The sequence below is a fragment of the Ruegeria sp. BG11 genome, from assembly GCF_056538565.1.
Window position 1 is genome coordinate 50,695 of sequence record NZ_JBQFTH010000005.1, and the last position, 16,966, is coordinate 67,660.

General features: G+C 55.0%; 16 protein-coding genes. 9 read left to right on the top strand and 7 right to left on the bottom strand.

Annotated elements, in window-relative coordinates; genetic code table 11:
* Window positions 1-47: 47 nt before the first annotated feature.
* The 3 genes from ACR0JF_RS09465 to ACR0JF_RS09475 are packed head-to-tail and all read right to left on the bottom strand — an operon-like array spanning window position 48 to window position 2,532.
* The gene (locus ACR0JF_RS09465; protein WP_170555751.1) at window positions 48-1,022 is read right to left on the bottom strand and encodes a threonine/serine dehydratase family protein; all 975 of its coding nucleotides are present in this window, start codon (window positions 1,020-1,022) and stop codon (window positions 48-50) included.
* A complete protein-coding gene (locus ACR0JF_RS09470) occupies window positions 1,019-1,846 on the bottom strand; it encodes an alpha/beta fold hydrolase (RefSeq protein ID WP_170659832.1) in 828 nt (275 codons plus the stop codon). The genes ACR0JF_RS09465 and ACR0JF_RS09470 overlap by 4 nt, the downstream gene beginning before the upstream one ends.
* Window positions 1,846-2,532: a haloacid dehalogenase type II gene (locus ACR0JF_RS09475; protein WP_170659833.1), complete on the bottom strand. Its 687-nt coding sequence runs from the start codon at window positions 2,530-2,532 to the stop codon at window positions 1,846-1,848. The genes ACR0JF_RS09470 and ACR0JF_RS09475 overlap by 1 nt, the downstream gene beginning before the upstream one ends.
* 591 nt (window positions 2,533-3,123) lie before the next feature.
* On the opposite strand from ACR0JF_RS09475, the gene ACR0JF_RS09480 reads away from it, so the two are divergent.
* The 4 genes from ACR0JF_RS09480 (at window position 3,124) to ACR0JF_RS09495 (ending at window position 5,912) form a co-directional block, all read left to right on the top strand.
* The gene (locus ACR0JF_RS09480) at window positions 3,124-3,462 is read left to right on the top strand and encodes a hypothetical protein (protein ID WP_170659834.1); all 339 of its coding nucleotides are present in this window, start codon (window positions 3,124-3,126) and stop codon (window positions 3,460-3,462) included.
* The gene (locus ACR0JF_RS09485; protein WP_170659835.1) at window positions 3,455-4,681 is read left to right on the top strand and encodes an HlyD family secretion protein; all 1,227 of its coding nucleotides are present in this window, start codon (window positions 3,455-3,457) and stop codon (window positions 4,679-4,681) included. The genes ACR0JF_RS09480 and ACR0JF_RS09485 overlap by 8 nt, the downstream gene beginning before the upstream one ends.
* 32 nt (window positions 4,682-4,713) lie before the next feature.
* Window positions 4,714-5,040, top strand: a complete 327-nt coding sequence (locus tag ACR0JF_RS09490) for a potassium channel family protein (protein WP_170659836.1) — start codon at window positions 4,714-4,716, stop codon at window positions 5,038-5,040.
* Between the two features lie 608 nt (window positions 5,041-5,648).
* Window positions 5,649-5,912: a thermonuclease family protein gene (locus ACR0JF_RS09495; RefSeq protein WP_480669187.1), complete on the top strand. Its 264-nt coding sequence runs from the start codon at window positions 5,649-5,651 to the stop codon at window positions 5,910-5,912.
* A gap of 381 nt (window positions 5,913-6,293) precedes the next feature.
* On the opposite strand, the gene ACR0JF_RS09500 is transcribed toward ACR0JF_RS09495, so the two are convergent.
* From ACR0JF_RS09500 to ACR0JF_RS09510, 3 genes are all read right to left on the bottom strand, one after another.
* Window positions 6,294-7,778, bottom strand: a complete 1,485-nt coding sequence (locus ACR0JF_RS09500; protein WP_170659837.1) for a BCCT family transporter — start codon at window positions 7,776-7,778, stop codon at window positions 6,294-6,296.
* Between the two features lie 301 nt (window positions 7,779-8,079).
* Window positions 8,080-9,447: a sensor histidine kinase gene (locus ACR0JF_RS09505; RefSeq protein WP_480669189.1), complete on the bottom strand. Its 1,368-nt coding sequence runs from the start codon at window positions 9,445-9,447 to the stop codon at window positions 8,080-8,082.
* The gene (locus ACR0JF_RS09510) at window positions 9,444-10,112 is read right to left on the bottom strand and encodes a response regulator transcription factor (RefSeq protein WP_170659838.1); all 669 of its coding nucleotides are present in this window, start codon (window positions 10,110-10,112) and stop codon (window positions 9,444-9,446) included. The genes ACR0JF_RS09505 and ACR0JF_RS09510 overlap by 4 nt, the downstream gene beginning before the upstream one ends.
* Before the next feature lie 139 nt (window positions 10,113-10,251).
* Here ACR0JF_RS09510 and ACR0JF_RS09515 point away from each other — a divergent pair, with 139 nt between their 5' ends.
* The 5 genes from ACR0JF_RS09515 to ACR0JF_RS09535 all read left to right on the top strand — a co-directional run bounded on the left by ACR0JF_RS09515 (window position 10,252) and on the right by ACR0JF_RS09535 (window position 15,891).
* Window positions 10,252-11,340, top strand: a complete 1,089-nt coding sequence (locus tag ACR0JF_RS09515) for a type 2 periplasmic-binding domain-containing protein (protein WP_170659839.1) — start codon at window positions 10,252-10,254, stop codon at window positions 11,338-11,340.
* A 79-nt stretch (window positions 11,341-11,419) separates the two neighbouring features.
* Window positions 11,420-13,450 (top strand): tripartite tricarboxylate transporter permease, encoded by a 2,031-nt coding sequence (locus ACR0JF_RS09520; protein WP_170659840.1) that lies wholly within the window; start codon window positions 11,420-11,422, stop codon window positions 13,448-13,450.
* An 87-nt stretch (window positions 13,451-13,537) separates the two neighbouring features.
* The gene (locus tag ACR0JF_RS09525) at window positions 13,538-14,626 is read left to right on the top strand and encodes a 4-oxalomesaconate tautomerase (RefSeq protein ID WP_170659841.1); all 1,089 of its coding nucleotides are present in this window, start codon (window positions 13,538-13,540) and stop codon (window positions 14,624-14,626) included.
* A gap of 51 nt (window positions 14,627-14,677) precedes the next feature.
* A complete protein-coding gene (locus tag ACR0JF_RS09530) occupies window positions 14,678-14,896 on the top strand; it encodes a hypothetical protein (protein ID WP_170659842.1) in 219 nt (72 codons plus the stop codon).
* Between the two features lie 14 nt (window positions 14,897-14,910).
* On the top strand, window positions 14,911-15,891 hold the full coding sequence (locus ACR0JF_RS09535; protein ID WP_170659843.1) for a D-2-hydroxyacid dehydrogenase family protein: 981 nt from the start codon (window positions 14,911-14,913) through the stop codon (window positions 15,889-15,891).
* Here the strand turns inward: ACR0JF_RS09535 and ACR0JF_RS09540 are convergent.
* Window positions 15,860-16,924, bottom strand: coding sequence for an AbrB family transcriptional regulator (locus ACR0JF_RS09540; RefSeq protein WP_170659844.1), 1,065 nt, complete (start codon window positions 16,922-16,924; stop codon window positions 15,860-15,862). The two genes, ACR0JF_RS09535 and ACR0JF_RS09540, sit on opposite strands and share 32 nt — an antisense overlap.
* Between the last annotated feature and the right edge of the window lie 42 nt (window positions 16,925-16,966).

The window sequence follows — 16,966 nt, forward strand, 5'->3', positions numbered from 1 at the left end:
TCCTTGCTCGGCCTTTGCGTGCAGATTGCACAAACCCGATATGGGTGTCAGGTCAGGAATTCCAACGCACGCGTAAAGACGCCGGGATCAACATTTCCGCCCGAAGCGACAACGATCACGTCATCCCCTTCGATCTGGTCTTTGCGGAAGAGGGCCGAGGCCAGGGACACCGCGCCGCCCGGCTCCAACACGATCTTGAGGCGCAAAAAGGCCAGCGCCATGGCGTGCAGCGCCTCGTCCTCGGTCACGGATAGGCCGGGGCCGCAGAGGCGGTTGAGGATTGGAAAGGTGATGTCACCCGGTTGCGGGGTAAGGATTGCGTCACAGATATTGCCTGCAGTTGCAGGATTGCCTTGGATCTGCCCCGCCTCCAGCGAGCGCTTGACGTCGTCGAACCCGTCTGGCTCGCACGGACGTGCGCACAGGCCAGGGGCGTGCGCCTCAAGCGCGAGCGCGATGCCCGACGTTAGACCGCCGCCGCCGCAACAGACCAGAACGTCGGCATTGCTCACGCCTGCGGCTTTGGCTTGGCGCGCGATCTCGAGCCCGGCAGTGCCTTGCCCTGCGATGACTTGGGGTTCGTCGTAGGGGCGGATCAGGGTCAGTCCGCGTTCTGAGGCAAGTGCATTGCCAATCTCTTCACGGCTTTCCGTGGCTCGGTCGTACAGAACAACTTCACCGCCCAAGGCACGCGTGTTGTCGATCTTCAGCTGCGGCGCGTCCGAAGGCATGATGATGACCGAGGAGATTCCGTGCTTCGCCGCCGCCAAGGCCACCCCCTGCGCGTGATTGCCCGAGGAATAGGCGATCACACCGCGCTGTCTTTCCGCCTCGCTCAGCGCCGAGATGGCCGACCATGCGCCGCGGAATTTGAAGCTGCCGGTGTGTTGCAGGCATTCCGGTTTGACCCATACCCGGCGCCCGGCGATCTCGTCCAGAAAGGGTGAGGTCAGAAGGGGCGTCTCGCGGACATGCCCCTGCAGTCGATGGGCGGCGGCTTCGATCAGGTCTATTGTACTCATTCTTGGTCCAGAATCTTGCGGATAACGGTGAGGGATTGCGGCTCGTCCAGAAAGGGTACATGGCCGCGATCCGGGACTTCAGCCGTGATCAGGCCCGGGTGGCGGGTCTGCATCTGTTTCAGTGTTTCTTGGCTCAGGATGTCCGAGTTTGCGCCGCGCAGAACGCCCGTCGGAATGCACTTTAGCGCCTCAAAGAAGGGCCATAGGTCCGGCACAGCGCCAACTGCGGCTTGCTCCACCAGGGCCGTGCGAAGGGCCGGATCATAGCGCAAGGCCAGCCCCTCCGGCGTCTCCTGATACTGGTTCTCGGCCTGTATGCGCCAAGTTTCCAAGGGGACTCCGGGGAAATGCGGCTCCATCACTGCCTTCAGGACGGCGGCGGCCTCGTCAAAAGTCTTGGAGTTGGGTGCTACGCCCACGTAATCCATGATCCGAGCGATACCTGAGGGTTCGATCACCGGACCCACGTCATTGAGGATCACGCCTGCCAGCCGGTCCGGCTGCAGTGTCGCGAGCGTCATCGCATTCATCCCGCCGCGCGACGTGCCCAAAACAACTACTCGGTCAAGGGCCAGATGGTCCAGCAGCTCGATAACATCCTGAGTTTCGCGCAGCACATTGTAATTCGCGTGGTTCGGATCATGATCCGACTGCCCGCGCCCCCGCGCATCCATTATGATCAGGCGGGCATCGGCCATATGCGGAGCAAGCAGCGAGAAATCGCGCCCGTTGCGCGTCAGTCCGGCCAGACAAAGAAGAGGAACGCCTGCGCCACTATCCTCATAGTGCAGTCGAATCCCGTCAGACGTTTTGAATTCACCCATTACAGCCCGGCCAGTTCGGGGATTGAGGTCAGGTCAGACAGAACATGCGCCGGTTTCCACGGCAGTCGATCCATCGGTTCGCCAGCGCGATTGACCCATGCGGTAACAAAGCCGTATCCGCTTGCCCCGGCAGCGTCCCAACCGTTGGAACTGACGAACAGAACCTCATCGCGGGCACATCCGAACCGGCCCTGCACAAGATCATAGACCTTGGCGTGGGGTTTGAAGATACCGACGCTTTCGACCGACAGCACATCGTCCAAAACATCGCCAATACCGGCCGATTGCACCGCGCCATCCAACATGGGAGGCGAACCGTTCGACAGAATCGCCGTTTGCAACCCAACCTGTTTCAGGGCCTGCAACATCTCGGGCACCTCGGGATAGGCGCGCAGCTCCCAGTAAAGATCCAGCAGCCGCTGGCGCAGTTTGGCATCCCCATGCAGCCCCGTTGCCTCGAGCGCCCAGTCCAGCCCGTCTTGTGTGACATCCCAGAAATCGCAATGAGCGTCTGCGACGGCGCGCAGCCATGTGTATTGCAATTGCTTCAGCCGCCAGTGATTGGCCAATTCCGGCCATGTATCGCGGAGCGCCTCAAAGCCGGGCTCAGCCGCTGCCTGGCGTGCCGCAGCGGCCACATCGAACAATGTGCCATAAGCGTCAAATATGCAGGTCGTGATTGCCATCTGCTCTCTCCCCTTTTTCTGGCGCAAGTTGGCACAAGAGGGCGGTGCAGGAAAGAGCCAAGGTCCGACAACATTTTGTTAGACGCAGTGACAGGAATAGCATGCATTTTTGTAGAGAGGAGAGGTCAGGCATTTCTTCTGGCCGTATCAATGCAAAAACACTTTTCACCTCCTGCTGCTCAAGAGAGTAAAGTTAATCCGACAATGATCTGAGATTTGGCGGAGCCTAGGGGAAACGCCGCCGAACGCCCAATTAACAGATAATAAACACTATTGAAGTGTGTCAGTTTGCGGTGTGTTTCACCTTAGTGTCACACGTCAATGTGCACGACCTCTTCCTCCAAGTTTTGCATATCAAAGCATGCAAACCTCCTTAATGCCTTGCTTGTTCTACTGATCCTACCGACTGCTTTTCCGTTTCGGAGTGTTGCGAACGATGAAAAGTTGTTGTGTGCGGGTCTGCTTTGCAACTACCTTTCCCACGCTGTATTAAGCCGATTTAAAGCCACTTCGCTACCTGCAGCTAGATTCGTCTTTTTAAATTCAATCAGTTATATTTGAATGTGATCACTTGAAGGCGGGGTGATACATATGAACATTTCTATTTCTGACGAGGCGATTGCAAGACTCCCATTTTGGGTAACGCCTCCGGGGCAGACAGACGGTTTTTTGATCGTTGTTGGGTTGGTTCTAGTCATAGTGCTGCTGGGTTTTGGCGCGCTCTACTTCACTGTACAGGCCATTCCAGACCGCATGGCAGCAGGTGCTCACAAAGTGCAAATGCAGTTGGTTGGTGTGCTTGGGTTGATCTCTCTCTTCACCCTGAACAACGCTTTCTGGATCGCGGCTATTTTGATCGCTGCAGTGCCCTTGCATGAAATCTTTCCGCTCAAGACCGACGTAGACATCTCGGAGAGCGACGATGCTTGAGTTGGTATTCTCTGCACTGATCACAATCGTTCCGGACTACCTCTATCGCCGCTACAAGCAGGGCAAGCGGTGGGGCCAGGAAATTACCCTGTTCAATGTCTGGTACGAGTTGCGGTGGGGATTGACCGCCTGTGCAATATTGGCTGTGACGCTGATCACGGTGATCTTCTATTTCCACCCTTCAACGCGGAATGTCTCAGCTGCATTTCGCACAGTTACCATTCTGTCGGATCGCGTAGGGCGGGTCGCGGAAGTCTACGTTGCCAATAATGAGGACGTTATGGCTGGCGAGGCGATTTTCCGACTGGACACCACGCGGCAGGAGGCGGCAGCGGAAACGGCGCAGCGGCGTATCCAAGAGATTGAGGCGGCTTTGGGCCTGACCGCTACGGAAGTCGCGAGCGCCACCGCTCGGGTTGATGCGGCAGAAGCTGACCTTTCTCAGGCGACGAGCGATTTGGAGCGACGTCTGGAGCTTGCGGAACGAAACAACACCGTTGTTAGTGAGCAGGAACTGGAACGTTTGCAAACCGCAGTGACCGGCGCGGAAAGTCAGCGCGCAGCCGCTATTGCCTCGTTAGACGGTGCCAAATTGCGCCAAACCACCCTTCTCCCTGCACAGCTTGAAACTGCGCGTGCGGTTTTGAGAGAGGCTGAGAACGAGATATCAAAATCCACCGTTTTTGCCGAGGTGGATGGGACGGTAACGCAATTTCTCCTCAAGCCGGGTGATATCGTTAATCCAATACTACGCCCTGCCGGGATTTTGGTGCCTGAGGTTACGGGACAGGGGCGTTTTATCGCAGCTTTTGGTCAGATTTCTGCCAGTGTACTAAAGCCGGGTATGCTGGTGGAAATTACCTGCGCGTCTAAACCGTTGACCATAGTCCCGATGGTTGTCGATGACGTGCAAGGGGCGATTGCCGCGGGGCAGTTCCGACCGGGTGATACGCTGTTGGATCAGCAGGATCGAGCGCGACCCGGTACAGTTACAGCGTTCCTAGCACCTATTTTTCCTCAGCATCTTGATAGCATCCCGCCCGGTAGTGCGTGCGTGGGCGTTGCGTATACGAGCCGAGCAAAGGAGATCGACGCTGGTGAGATCACGGGCCTGTCTGCCTTCATCGCAAGGATTGTGGATGGCATGGGTATAGCAAATGCAATTGTCTTGCGTGCGCAGGCCATTCTGCTTCCTGTTAAGACATTGGTATTCAACTAGGCCCATAACTGGCAGTGAGGTAGAGTTTCGCTATGGGTTGCGACGCCAGCTACATTTGCACGTTTCTATCGGTTTTCCTTTGGGACCTGATCTACCTGTCACCGATACTTCTTTTCCTGTTGGTTTTGGTTTGCATGCTCGGGATATCAATTGGTCGGATCGAAGGCTGGTCGACCGGGGTGAGCCTTTACCATGCTTTCATAAACGCAACTACCGTTGGCTACGGAGACATTAAACCGGAGAAACCCGCGAGCCGGGCTTTGTCGGTTATTAACGCATTTGTTGGGCTTATCTTCGCAGGCATTGTCGTAGGTATCGGCGTACATGCAGTCGAGACTGCGATGGTTGCCGAATTCTAGTTGGCTCTCTCACTCTGTGGTAGATGTGCTGTAGGTCTACTAGATGACCGTGTGTTTTGTATTTAGTATGTGCCACGCTGCGGTGTTTCGAGCGCTCTAAACGCGACAGCAACGTCTGTGCTTACTAACAAAATGAAATAGCCTCTTTGTGAACCTGTGCGCGTAGTTAGTTTATTGCACTTGCTGCATGGAGATGTTTAGTTTTTTAACCGCTGCGAAAGGCTGTCACTTTTCGCTAGATAAAACCTCTATATCATCCCAGTATCAATCGTCACACGCAGTGTGTCTTAGGGCGACTCTGCACGTGTTTTTACCAAACCATTTTCAAGGTCCAATCTCTTGGAAGTATTAATATTGCTTGTCGTTGCTGTGGTGATTGTTCTGTTGGTCTTGCATAGCAAGCGCCACCCCGACAGTAGCATTGAGCCGACCATCCAACCAAAGTCGGATTTGAAACCGAGATTGGAAACCTCCTACCCCCAAGTAGTTCAGCAGTCCCCGCGTTTCGATGCCGAAAGTGCCATACCAGAGCCCACAGAAAAGGTTCTAGAAGGCTCAGCCTATGTTGTGGATGGCGACACCATTAAAATAAAAAAACACAAGTGCGCTTGTTTGGTGTAGATGCGCTGGAGATTAACCACCTGTACGGCAAGAAGGCCAAGTGGGCTTTGGTATCCCTTTGCAAGGGGCAAAAGGTGAGGGTAGTGGCTACTGCTGAAGATGCCCACGGTCGTATAGTGGCAAAGTGCTACCTTGAGGATGGGCGCGACCTGTCCGCAGAAATGGTTAAGCTGGGGACGGCTAAAGACTGGCCAAAGTTCTCGAATGGCAAGTACAGTGATTTAGAATTGCCCGAAGAGAGAAAGAAGTAGTGGCTGACTGACGCATGGGAAAAGGGGCGGATATAGGTCTGGGAACAATTCGAAGCCAAGCAAGCACGGCGCAATCAGAACAAGTAGCAACGAACCAATTGTGTGGCGACAAACGCGCTGGCAACTTTGCGTTCTATTAATTGCCTAGTTGCTTCAAAAAATCGCTTGTTTGGCGCTATTGACGGCACCCTGTTTCTCTTCGTTACCAGTGTTTGCCGAGTACTCATTTGTGCCGAAACCGGTTTCTCCAGGAGGGGTCGAAGTGCCTGACGAGAGTCGCTTCAGACACAAATTTCTAAACGCGATGAAGCGCGAGCCAGATCAAAAAACCAATGTACAAAAAAACAGACACGTTCAAAACCGTATCGACGATAGAACCTGTCATTCGGAGACCTCTTTTGAAAGCGACTTGAGGAGACAGACCACAAGAATTGGTACGATGAATACAAACGCAATTGCCGAGAGAGCGATAATGGACCTGACAAGTGAAACATCGTTTACGAGGATCATGGCTAGCCCTAGTGCACCGAGCACCATCCCCCAGATGGTTCGAACGCTCGGCGAGGGGTTTTCGTCTCCGCCTGTTCCAATCATTGCAAGTGTGAAGCCTGCGCTCACGACGCTCGTTACAACAAAGAGGAAAGCGGCAGTGATCGTTGCGATCTGCGTGACAAACTTCAATGGAAATTGTTGCAGGAGAGCAAATGTCGTCGCATCAAGACTCTTTTCGTTGACCTCAAGAAGATGACCACTGCCATCCAAAACATCAAAAAAACCTACACCGCCGAGCACACCAAACCAGAAAACCGAAAAAAGAGTGGGCGCGATTATGACACCAGCCAGAAACTCGCGTATTGTGCGCCCCCGCGAAATGCGTGCAATGAAAATGCCTACAAATGGAGACCACGCAAGCCACCAGATCATGTAGTTCAGCGTCCAGTCTTGAAACCAGGTGGAAATGCTCTGATCAAAAAATGCTGTTGTCGAAAAACCGGCAGGTATGACGTTGTAGACATAACGTCCAAAACCCGAGACGATCGAATTCATCACAAAAGACGTGGGACCGGCGACAAGTAGAAAAACCAAAAGACTGATCGCGATCGCCATGGCCAAATTTGACAGTTTTGACATTCCTTCTCCTAGATCACGTCTCAGAGGAATAAGGAAAGCAACGCACATGGCGGCAAAAATAATTGCTGTCAGATAAGGAGAATTTGGAATTCCAAGAACTCCAGCCAGTCCTGTTTGAATTTGAAACACACCCATGGCCAACGAACCCGCTAGGCCAACGGCTATGGCGACGACGGATAAGAAATCGAACAGCCAAGCCAATCCGCGGGTCCAAGTTTTCTCTCCGTACACGTCCAGCAACGGAGCGCTTAGCAGCAACGAGCGCTCACGTCTAAACGCAAAATAGGCAACTATGAGTGCAACGACGCCATAGATGGCCCAGGCGTGGAACCCCCAGTTCAAATAGGTTACGAACATGGCGAGCCTTGCGGCTTCTGGATCGGAAGAAAAATCGCGTATTACCGAAAAGTGGGTGAGCGGCTCTGATACGCCAAAAAACAGCAGGCCTACACCCATACCTGCCGCGAAAAGCATTGCAATCCAAGCTGTAGTCGAAAACTCGGGCTCTGAACCTTCGGGTCCAATTCGGATAGCGCCGTACTTGGAAACCGCAAGATAAATTGCCAGCAACAAAAGTGCGCTGGCTTCGAGCATAATGAACCAGCCTCGGCTTTCGAACTGGATGGTGACAATTCTTGAGGAGACAGAACCCAAGCCACGCGGGTCGACAACACCCCATAGAGCAATACAGCTGCTGACGAAGAGAGCCGAAACCAAAAGCGCATTGACTTTCATAAATTACCCAATCGAAGAAGAATGGCTTCGCTTAATCGTAGCAGCGATTATCCAGCTCTAATAGCTGGAAACTTTTCTTTCCGGATTGGAACAGATAGCCGTTTTGTCCCGCTTAACAGTTGTTCGATTTATATAGACCGATTCAATTCATCAGATGACTGGTTTGGGCTGAAAGGCGACGTGAACACAGAATTTGAGCGCCGCATTCGTCGCTGTGGGTGAAAATCTGACTTTCGCTGTAATCGCTAAAACGCGCTTTGATTTTTTCTGTTTTCGGGGTCTGAGCAGAATAAGAAACAGCTTAGAGGGCTATGGGGAGCTTAAGCGAAATGCTCGCTCCTCTATCGACTTGGTTGATTTCGACCATTCCTCCATGCCTCTGCGCCACTGCCGAGACGATAGATAACCCTAGTCCGCTGCCCTCGGAATACTCCAACTGCGAAAACCTACTGAATGCTGCTTCGCTTTGGTCGGGAGACAGGCCAGCACCGTCATCGGCCACGGTTAGCTTCACGTGATTGCCCTCACGCCGCAGCACAACTGAGATGTGGCTCAGTGTAGTGCCACCGTGTTTGACTGCGTTGTCCAACAGGTTCTTTAGAGCCTCAATCAGAAAGATACGGTCGCCGAATACCGTGACTGCTGTCTCAGGCATCGTGACATCAAATTCGATACCCTTTGCGAGGATGTGAACGCCCATCTCCGCGCAGGCCTCTTCCACGACCGAGCGGAAGCCAATTTTATCCATTTGGTCTTGGTGCGTCGGCTGTCTAAGCCTTTCAAGTGACAAAAGCTGTTCGGCCACTGTTGCTGAGTTTTTTGCTGCCGCAACAAGTTCTGAGATGCGTTTTTCACGGTCGTCATCCGTTTGCGCGTCCTGCAACGCTTCGGCCATCGACTGCACGGCTGCCGCTGGATTCCGCAGTTGATGTGCAGCTTCGGATATAAACACTTGATGGGCGTTGATACTATTTTCCACCTGTCCAAAAAGTCGGTTCAGGGTTCTGACAACTCCTTGAACCTCGATCGGGACAGGGCGCTTGATCTCGCTGAGGTCATCTGGTGAACGCAGGTCAATTGCGTCCTGCAAATCCAACAAGGGCCTCAGACCACGCGCGACGCCGAACCATACAACAATGGCGAGGGTGGCCAGCAGAATTCCCATGAGAATTCCTGCGCGTATTGACAGTTCATTCGCGAAAGCGTTGCGATCCGCCATACGTTGCCAGACTGTAACTGTCGCATCTCCGACTAAATTTTCTATGGTTACTCTTTCCGTCATCTTGAGAACGCGAACTGGTTCTTGGCGGTAGAGCGCTTCGAAAAACCGCGGCTTGTACACCTCTTGATCAGAAGGGTTGGTGGCTGCCGGTGGGTAGGCATAGCCTGTCACATAGATGCCACCGGGTCCCGTTACGTGGTAAAAAATCTCTCCGCCCGACGCGTCACGGATCATGCTGCGTGTCGTTGGTGACAGCGCGTCACCTCCCGAAATCGCAACATCTCGCGAAATTGCGAGGCCAGCAGATAATAGGCTGTCGTCGAACAATTCCTGAGCCGTTTTCTGCGCAATCATAAAACGCCAAAGACCAAGCAGGGCGGCAATTAGTACCAAGGGGGTTAGGATAAGAATGAAAAGTCTTAACCTGAGCGAGCCGTGATTGATCACTTCTGCACCTCAAGCAGATATCCCAGACCACGAGCTGTCTTAATTCTAATACCGAGATCTTGAAGACGTTTTCTCAGCCGAGACACATGAGGCTCAACGGCCGAGGCCTCGACATCGGCACCCACGCCATAGACGTAATCTGTAAGTTGGCTTTTGGGAACAATTCTGCCCCTGCGCTCTAACAGGCATTCAAGCACCGCGATTTCCCGCCGCGGAATATCCATAACTTCGCCCTGCACACTCACCTGACGGGCAGCGCGGTCGAATTCCAGGCCACCAATGCTCTCCTTTGCGCCGTAGTCGAGATCTTTGCGTCGAGAAAGCGCCCGGATGCGTGCTTCCAACTCGTCCATCTCGAACGGCTTAACCAGGTAATCATCGGCGCCCATATCCAACCCCGATACCCGGTCGCTTGTTTCGGCACGTGCCGTAAGCAAGATCACTGGTACGCCGTCACCACGATTGCGAAGGGATTTCAGGATCTCCAATCCCGACTGTCCGGGCAAATTGATATCCAGAACAACCAAGTCGGCACCCTCTTGCGCAAGATACAAGTCAGCCTCGTCGCCATCCGCAAGCACTTCTGCCGCATGACCGCGATCCCGCAGACGATAGGCAATAGCGTTGGCGAGGGTCTCGTTGTCTTCGACGATGACGATCCGCATCGGGTCTCCTGCAAGTTTCGCGCAAGGTTGGCGCTCCATGATTGCCAGATGGGAGGGGGAATCAACCCCACAGTTCTATTTGCGATCACGGTGGCGCAGAGGGCGCTAGCGTGGTTGTTTGGTCAACAGGGAGGAACCAATGACCATTTCCAACTTCACCCGTCGCGCCGTCGTGGGGCTGATTGCCGCCGCCGGTATCGCCGCACCTGCCGCCGCCGAGGTCGATTTCTCGGGCAAGACAGTTGAATGGGTTATCCCGTTCTCGGAAACGGGCGGGTCTGCCAAATGGGCCAACTTCTTCGCGCCGCTTCTGTCCGAAGCACTGCCGGGTCGACCGACTGTTGTTGTGAAATTCATGCCCGGTGCCGGATCGACCAAAGGCGCAAACTGGTTCCAAGAGCAGAGCCATGACGATGGTACGCTGCTGTTTGGCACCTCCGGTTCAACTCAATTCCCTTATCTGCTGAGCGATCCGCGCGTGCGATATGAATACAACGACTGGATTCCGGTGATGGCGTCGGGAACCGGTGGTGTTGCCTATCTGAACGCCGAGGATGGAGCAAAGTTTGATGGCTCTGCGAACGCGCTGAAAGATACCAACTTCATCTATGGTTCGCAGGGCGCGACACGTCTTGACCTCGTGCCGCTGCTGGCTTGGCAAATGCTGGGTATGAATGTCGAGCCTGTCTTTGGCATCAAAGGCCGTGGCGATGGTCGTTTGATGTTCGAACGCGGTGAAGCCAACATCGACTATCAGACCTCGTCCGGCTATCTGGGTGGATCGGCGCCGCTGGTTGAATCCGGACAGGCTGTGCCGATGATGACCTGGGGGGCTCTGGATGCAGACGGCAATATCGTCCGTGACCCGACCTTCCCGGACATCCCGACATTCAAGGAAGTATGCGAAGCCACCGATGGCTGTGAAACAAGTGGTGAGGCATGGGATGCTTGGAAAGCGTTCTTTGTAGCCGGTTTCCCGGTTCAAAAGCTGGCCTTCCTGCCGGGCGATACACCTCAGGAAGTGGTCGACACATACACCGCAGCGTTCCAAGCTGTGACCGAGCGGGGCGACTTTGCCGAAATCTCGTCAAAGCGCGTGGGCAAGTACCCGGTGTTCGTGGGTGACGGCTCTAAGGCGGCGCTGCAAACCGCAACAAATGTCGACGACAACGCCAAAGCTTACGTTTTGAACTGGCTCAAAGAAGCCTATGGTGTCGAGCTGAACTAAACCCAGACACCACCGCGCGTGCCCCAATGTCGGGCGCGCGCTTTTCCAAACACAAGACAATTTATGAAAGGCGGCCGCTATGGAGGTTTTCGCCACAGCTCTTCCTGCGCTCAGTGATGCGTGGGGTCTGATCCTGCAACCTATTGTTCTGGGTTATCTTATTCTCGGTGTCGTCATGGGACTGGCCGTAGGTGTTTTCCCTGGGCTTGGCGGTATTGCTGGTCTGTCCTTGCTGCTGCCTTTCATGTTCGGCATGGACCCTATCCTCGGGTTGGCGTTGATGATCGGGATGGTTGCCGTTGTTCCGACCTCTGACACCTTTGCGTCGGTTCTTATGGGCATCCCCGGCAGTTCCGCCTCACAGGCGACGGTGCTGGATGGCTTCCCGATGGCGAAAAAGGGCGAGGCCGCGCGGGCATTGTCAGCGGCCTTTGCGTCATCGCTGTTTGGCGGTTTGGTCGGCGCGACTTTTCTGACCATGTTCATCCTGATCGCGCGGCCAATCGTTCTGGCATTCGGCCTGCCCGAGATGCTGATGATCACTATACTTGGTCTTTCCATGGTCGCCATTCTCGCCGGACGTATCCCGCTAAAAGGCGTTGCCGCCGCTGGGCTGGGCCTGATGGTTGGCACGATTGGCGAGGCGGATGCAGGCGGCTCACTTCGTATGGCCACTTATGACATTCCTTACCTGACCGACGGTCTGAAATTGGTCATCGTCGGCTTGGGTATCTTTGCGGTGCCGGAAATCGTCTCGCTGCTGCGTCAAGACCGATCCATTGCAAAGGGCGCTTCGCTGGGAGCGGGTTGGTTTGATGGCGTCAAAGACTGGGCTGCGAACATTTGGCTGTCGGTCCGCTGTTCAATTATTGGCGTGGTTGTCGGTGTCATTCCCGGCCTTGGGGGTTCGGTTGTTGACTGGATCGCTTATGGCCACTCTGTTCAATCGACCAAAGACAAAAGCAACTTCGGCAAGGGCGAAGTGCGTGGCGTCATCGGGCCGGAAAGCTCGAACAATGCCAAAGAGGGCGGCGGGCTGGTCCCGACGCTGCTGTTTGGCATCCCCGGTTCGGGTTCGATGGCGATCTTTATCGGCGCAGTTGCGCTGTTGGGATCCGGCGATATCGAGGTTGGTCCGAGCATGCTCAAGGATAATCTCGACATCACCTATTCGATTGTCTGGTTGTTGGCACTTGCCAACGTGGTGGGCACCATCCTGTGTATCGCTGCCTCGGGTGGCATCGCCAAACTAACGACGATCCGCTTCACCTATCTGGCGCCGTTTCTGTTCATGCTGATCAGCTTTGCGGCATTCCAATCCGGTCAGAATTTCGAAGACCTTCTGGCCCTGTTTGTCATCGGCCTGATCGGCATCTTCCTGCGCCGTTTCGACTGGTCACGCCCGGCCTTCCTGATTGGATTCGTGTTGTCCAACCCGGTTGAGAAGTTCACCAACCAGGCGTTCCAGATTGCCTCTTTCCGCTTCCGCAAAAGCTTTGGCGAAGGAATGGAGTACGTCTTCAGCCCAATCGTCATCGTCCTGATCGTGGTCACCGTGGTTTCGGTTATACTTGGCATTCGTCAAGCCAAGATGATCATGGCCGAGGGTGAGGTTAAATCCGGCAGCAAGCGCGCGCCGCTGATCTTCCTGCTGGTGATCATGGCCTATCTGATCGTGGCGTTGATCAATGCCAACATGATCCCTGACTACAACATGACTGACAAGATCATCCCGCTTGTGATCGGTAGCGTGTCGCTGTTCTGCTGCGTCATCCTGCTAATCCAGATGATGCGGCGGCCCGAGGGTGACGCGATCTTTGCTGACAAGGAACTCGCCGGTGAGGATGCAAGCGCGCCGCACGGACTTTGGTCAACGCTCGCGTGGTTTGCAGGTCTGATCGCGGCCACTTGGGTTGTTGGGTTCATCCTCGCCCTGATCGGGTTCCTGATCGCATTCTTCCGCATTCGCGCCGGGTCCAGCTGGCAGATGACGCTGCTCCTAACGGCCTGCGGCATCGGTTTCATGTGCTTCATGGCTGGCGCTTTGAACCGGGATTTCCCGCCGGGTCTGCTGCAAGACATGGTGAACCTGCCATGGCCGCTCAAGTAGGCGCTCAATGTCTGCCCGGCCTGCTCATCTGGCAACCGGGCAGCACTGAAATCAGAAATTTCAACGGTTTGTAAAGGAGGGTTCGCAATGACCCAGACAGCAATCCCATATGTTTTCATGCGCGGCGGTACTTCCCGAGGGCCTTATTTTCGACGCTCTGATCTGCCTGAAGATAGGGATAAGTTGGCTGATGTGCTGGTTGCTGCCCTTGGGGCTGGGCAAGCGCTCAATATCGACGGGATCGGTGGCGGCAACGCGGTGACGACCAAAGTGGCGATGCTGTCTGCCAGCGAGGACGACTGGGCCGATATCGACTATTTCTTCGCGCAAGTTTCTGTTGAAGAAAAGCTGGTCGATTTCAAACCCACCTGCGGAAACATTCTCTCAGGAGTTGGTCCAGCTGCGATCGAAATGGGATTGTTTCAGCCCAAGGGCGATGAGACCGAAATCCGCATTCGCGCCGTCAATACAGGCGCCCGCGTCGTTGCCAATGTGCAGACCCCAGGAGGTGAGTTGGTCTATGAGGGTGACGCGGAAATCGCCGGAGTTCCCGGCCATTCTGCACCGGTGAAACTGAGTTTCATGGGCGTTGTGGGCTCGGCAACAGGTGCATTTCTGCCCACGGGAAATTTGCGCGATAAAGTACAGGGGATCGAGCTGACTTGCATGGATGTCGCTATGCCGATGGCGATAGCCCGAGCAGAGGATTTCGGGCTGACAGGATATGAAAGCGCCGAAGAGCTGGATGCCAATCGTGCTTTCTTTGATCGGATGGAGTCCGTGCGGATCGAAGCCGGGGAACTAATGGGTATGGGGGACGTATCGAAATCGGTAACTCCCAAGTTCGGGCTGATGGCACCCGCCAGAGAGGGTGGAACCCTTGCGGTTCGGTACTTCATGCCATGGAAAACTCATCCAACTATGGCCGTTACGGGTGCGCAATGCATGGCGTCTTGCGCTTTGTCGCCCGGAACCGTCGCAGACGGGTTGCTTGATCGCCCGGATTCAAGCCCGGCTGACGTTGTGTTGGAACACGCTTCAGGCAAGATCGACGTTCTGGTGGACTTCTCGAACGATCAGGAGTTCAACGTGAATGCCGCCGGTCTGGTGAGAACAGCGCGCAAATTGGCGGATGGGCATGTCTATGTACCGGAATCTGTGTGGAACAACAGTTGAAAAGGCGGATCTCAAAAGGTATACTATGGTATACATAAAGAGGATGCCTCGATGGATGACTATTCTGAATGCCTTGGTATCGCGCGTCAGGAACTCAGGCTGGCGCAGTCGGCTCTGCGGAGGGACATTGCGGACTACCCGACACCGATTGCCGGGTGTGATGAGCAATTCAACCATTTGCTGGATCAGCGCGAACGTGTTCGCAACGCGCTAGAAGCGCTCGACACACGTCATTTTGTGCCGACGCCAAGAAAACTGAGCACCGAGTAGGGTATAGAGAGTCGATGAAAGTTCACATTCTGGATGATTGGTTTGATACTCTGCAGAGCTTGTCCTGTTTTGAGAAGCTATCTCTCCATGACGTGAAGGTCTGGACAGACCATGTCGAAGATACCAGCGAATTGGCTGAACGCTTGCAGGAGGCTGAGGCGCTGGTGTTGTTTCGCGAACGCACCAAGATCACCCGCGACTTAATTGAGAAACTCCCAAACCTGAAATTGATCAGTCAGCGCAGCGTGTATCCGCATGTTGATGTGCAGGCATGCTCGGATAACGGAGTACTGCTGTGTTCGAACATGCATGGCGGGACGCCTTCATATGCAGCAGCCGAATTGACGTGGGCGCTGATCATGGCCGGGATGCGCGATTTGCCTGCACAGATGGCCTCGGTCAAAGCTGGGCGTTGGCAGGCCGGAGTTGGCAAGACCCTGAGGGGGCGGCAGCTAGGGCTGTATGGATATGGCCGCATCGCCCGCGCCGTTGCTGGTTACGCCGAGGCATTCGGGATGAATGTGGTCTGGTGGTCTTCGGACGAAGGCCGGGCAAGGGCGCAGGCAGACGGCGTGCAGGTCGCCGCAAGCCGTGAAACGTTCTTTGCCGATAGTGATGTTGTGTCGGTCCATGTTCGTCTGAAGCCAAACACAAACGGCATCATCACAGCGTCGGATTTCTCGCAGATGCAACCGAGAGCACTGTTTGTGAATACCTCCCGGGCCGGGCTGATCGCTCCGGGTGCTTTGTTGAAAGCGCTGAACGCCGGTCACCCAGGCAAGGCCGCAATTGATGTCTTTGATACCGAGCCCCTAACGGACCCGAATGACCCTTTACTATCGCACCCAAACCTTATTGCGACACCGCATATAGGCTTTGTGACCGAGGACGAATTCGACCTGCAATTCGCAGACATTTTCGATCAGGTGAACGCCTATGCTGAAGGCGCTCCCATTCACGTCATCAACCCCGAGGTTTGGACCAGCGCAGGATAAGGTTGGCCGCTATTGGCGCGCCGATGATTACCAGCACAATCCTTGTCAGATGGTGGGTAATCACAAAGCCCAGATCCGCGCCTGAGACGATGGCCAGCACTGTCATCTCGGCTTGTCCGCCGGGGGCAAAGGCCAAGAAAGCCTCGACCGGTTGGCCGAAGCCCAACGTGGTGACAACGGCGGTGAAAGCGGCAGCAAGGATGGCAAGGACAATGACATAGGCGAAGCCCGCTGCAACCACCCGGCGAAGTTCGACCCAAGTGACGCCCACGAACTTCACGCCGATTCCGCAACCGATAAAGAACTGCGCTGCAAGGATGGCCTCGCGCGGTGGTCGTGTATGAATGAAGTCCCCCAGCGACAGGGCGGCTGTCAGGATCATTGGGCCGAGGATAGATGCCCCGAACAGGCCGATCCGCTCACCGCCTTTCCAGCCTATAAGGGCGGCCAGCACCATCAGCGCCAATTCATGTATTGGGAGGTCACGCGCAGGCTCTCCGATTGGGTTGGTGAGTTGAGCATCATAGAACACCGTCAGAAATAGCGGGGCCAGCGTCACGATTATCAGTACGCGCGTACCATGGATCAGGGAAAGTGTACGCGGGTTGGCGCCTGCTTCGGCGCCAAAGATGATCATGTCCTGCAATCCGCCCGGCATGGCGGCGTAAAATGCGGTCGTGGTGTCAAACCCCCAGATCTTGCGAAAGAAGGGCACGCCGACCAGTGCGATCAGCAGGATGAAGAACGGGACTAGTGCAATAGACGCGGCCATCTTCGGCAGCTCTGCGAACAGGGCAGGGGTAATCGAAGCCCCAACCGCAACGCCAAGTATCGTGCGCGCTGCAACCGAGACCTGACCAAAACCTTCCATAGGGGCATGCGCCAGGGCAGCGATCAGACACGCGCTCATCGGGCCGAAAAGAAAGGGCAGCGGCAGGTTCAACGACCAAAATACTCCGGTGCCCAGTAGTGCAAGGACCAGTGTTACGGCCCGCTTTGTCAGGAGAGAAGGTGTTTTGTTTTGGGCGGGCAAGGCGCGGCTTCCGACAATATTGACTCGCTATGTATCCAAATG

What these genes read in the sequence shown, in the direction of transcription:
- ACR0JF_RS09465 (WP_170555751.1), bottom strand. Translation starts at nt 1,022, where the DNA reads ATGAGTACAATAGACCTGATCGAAGCCGCCGCCCATCGACTGCAGGGG.
- ACR0JF_RS09470 (WP_170659832.1), bottom strand. Translation starts at nt 1,846, where the DNA reads ATGGGTGAATTCAAAACGTCTGACGGGATTCGACTGCACTATGAGGAT.
- ACR0JF_RS09475 (WP_170659833.1), bottom strand. Translation starts at nt 2,532, where the DNA reads ATGGCAATCACGACCTGCATATTTGACGCTTATGGCACATTGTTCGAT.
- ACR0JF_RS09480 (WP_170659834.1), top strand. Translation starts at nt 3,124, where the DNA reads ATGAACATTTCTATTTCTGACGAGGCGATTGCAAGACTCCCATTTTGG.
- ACR0JF_RS09485 (WP_170659835.1), top strand. Translation starts at nt 3,455, where the DNA reads ATGCTTGAGTTGGTATTCTCTGCACTGATCACAATCGTTCCGGACTAC.
- ACR0JF_RS09490 (WP_170659836.1), top strand. Translation starts at nt 4,714, where the DNA reads ATGGGTTGCGACGCCAGCTACATTTGCACGTTTCTATCGGTTTTCCTT.
- ACR0JF_RS09500 (WP_170659837.1), bottom strand. Translation starts at nt 7,778, where the DNA reads ATGAAAGTCAATGCGCTTTTGGTTTCGGCTCTCTTCGTCAGCAGCTGT.
- ACR0JF_RS09510 (WP_170659838.1), bottom strand. Translation starts at nt 10,112, where the DNA reads ATGCGGATCGTCATCGTCGAAGACAACGAGACCCTCGCCAACGCTATT.
- ACR0JF_RS09515 (WP_170659839.1), top strand. Translation starts at nt 10,252, where the DNA reads ATGACCATTTCCAACTTCACCCGTCGCGCCGTCGTGGGGCTGATTGCC.
- ACR0JF_RS09520 (WP_170659840.1), top strand. Translation starts at nt 11,420, where the DNA reads ATGGAGGTTTTCGCCACAGCTCTTCCTGCGCTCAGTGATGCGTGGGGT.
- ACR0JF_RS09525 (WP_170659841.1), top strand. Translation starts at nt 13,538, where the DNA reads ATGACCCAGACAGCAATCCCATATGTTTTCATGCGCGGCGGTACTTCC.
- ACR0JF_RS09530 (WP_170659842.1), top strand. Translation starts at nt 14,678, where the DNA reads ATGGATGACTATTCTGAATGCCTTGGTATCGCGCGTCAGGAACTCAGG.
- ACR0JF_RS09535 (WP_170659843.1), top strand. Translation starts at nt 14,911, where the DNA reads ATGAAAGTTCACATTCTGGATGATTGGTTTGATACTCTGCAGAGCTTG.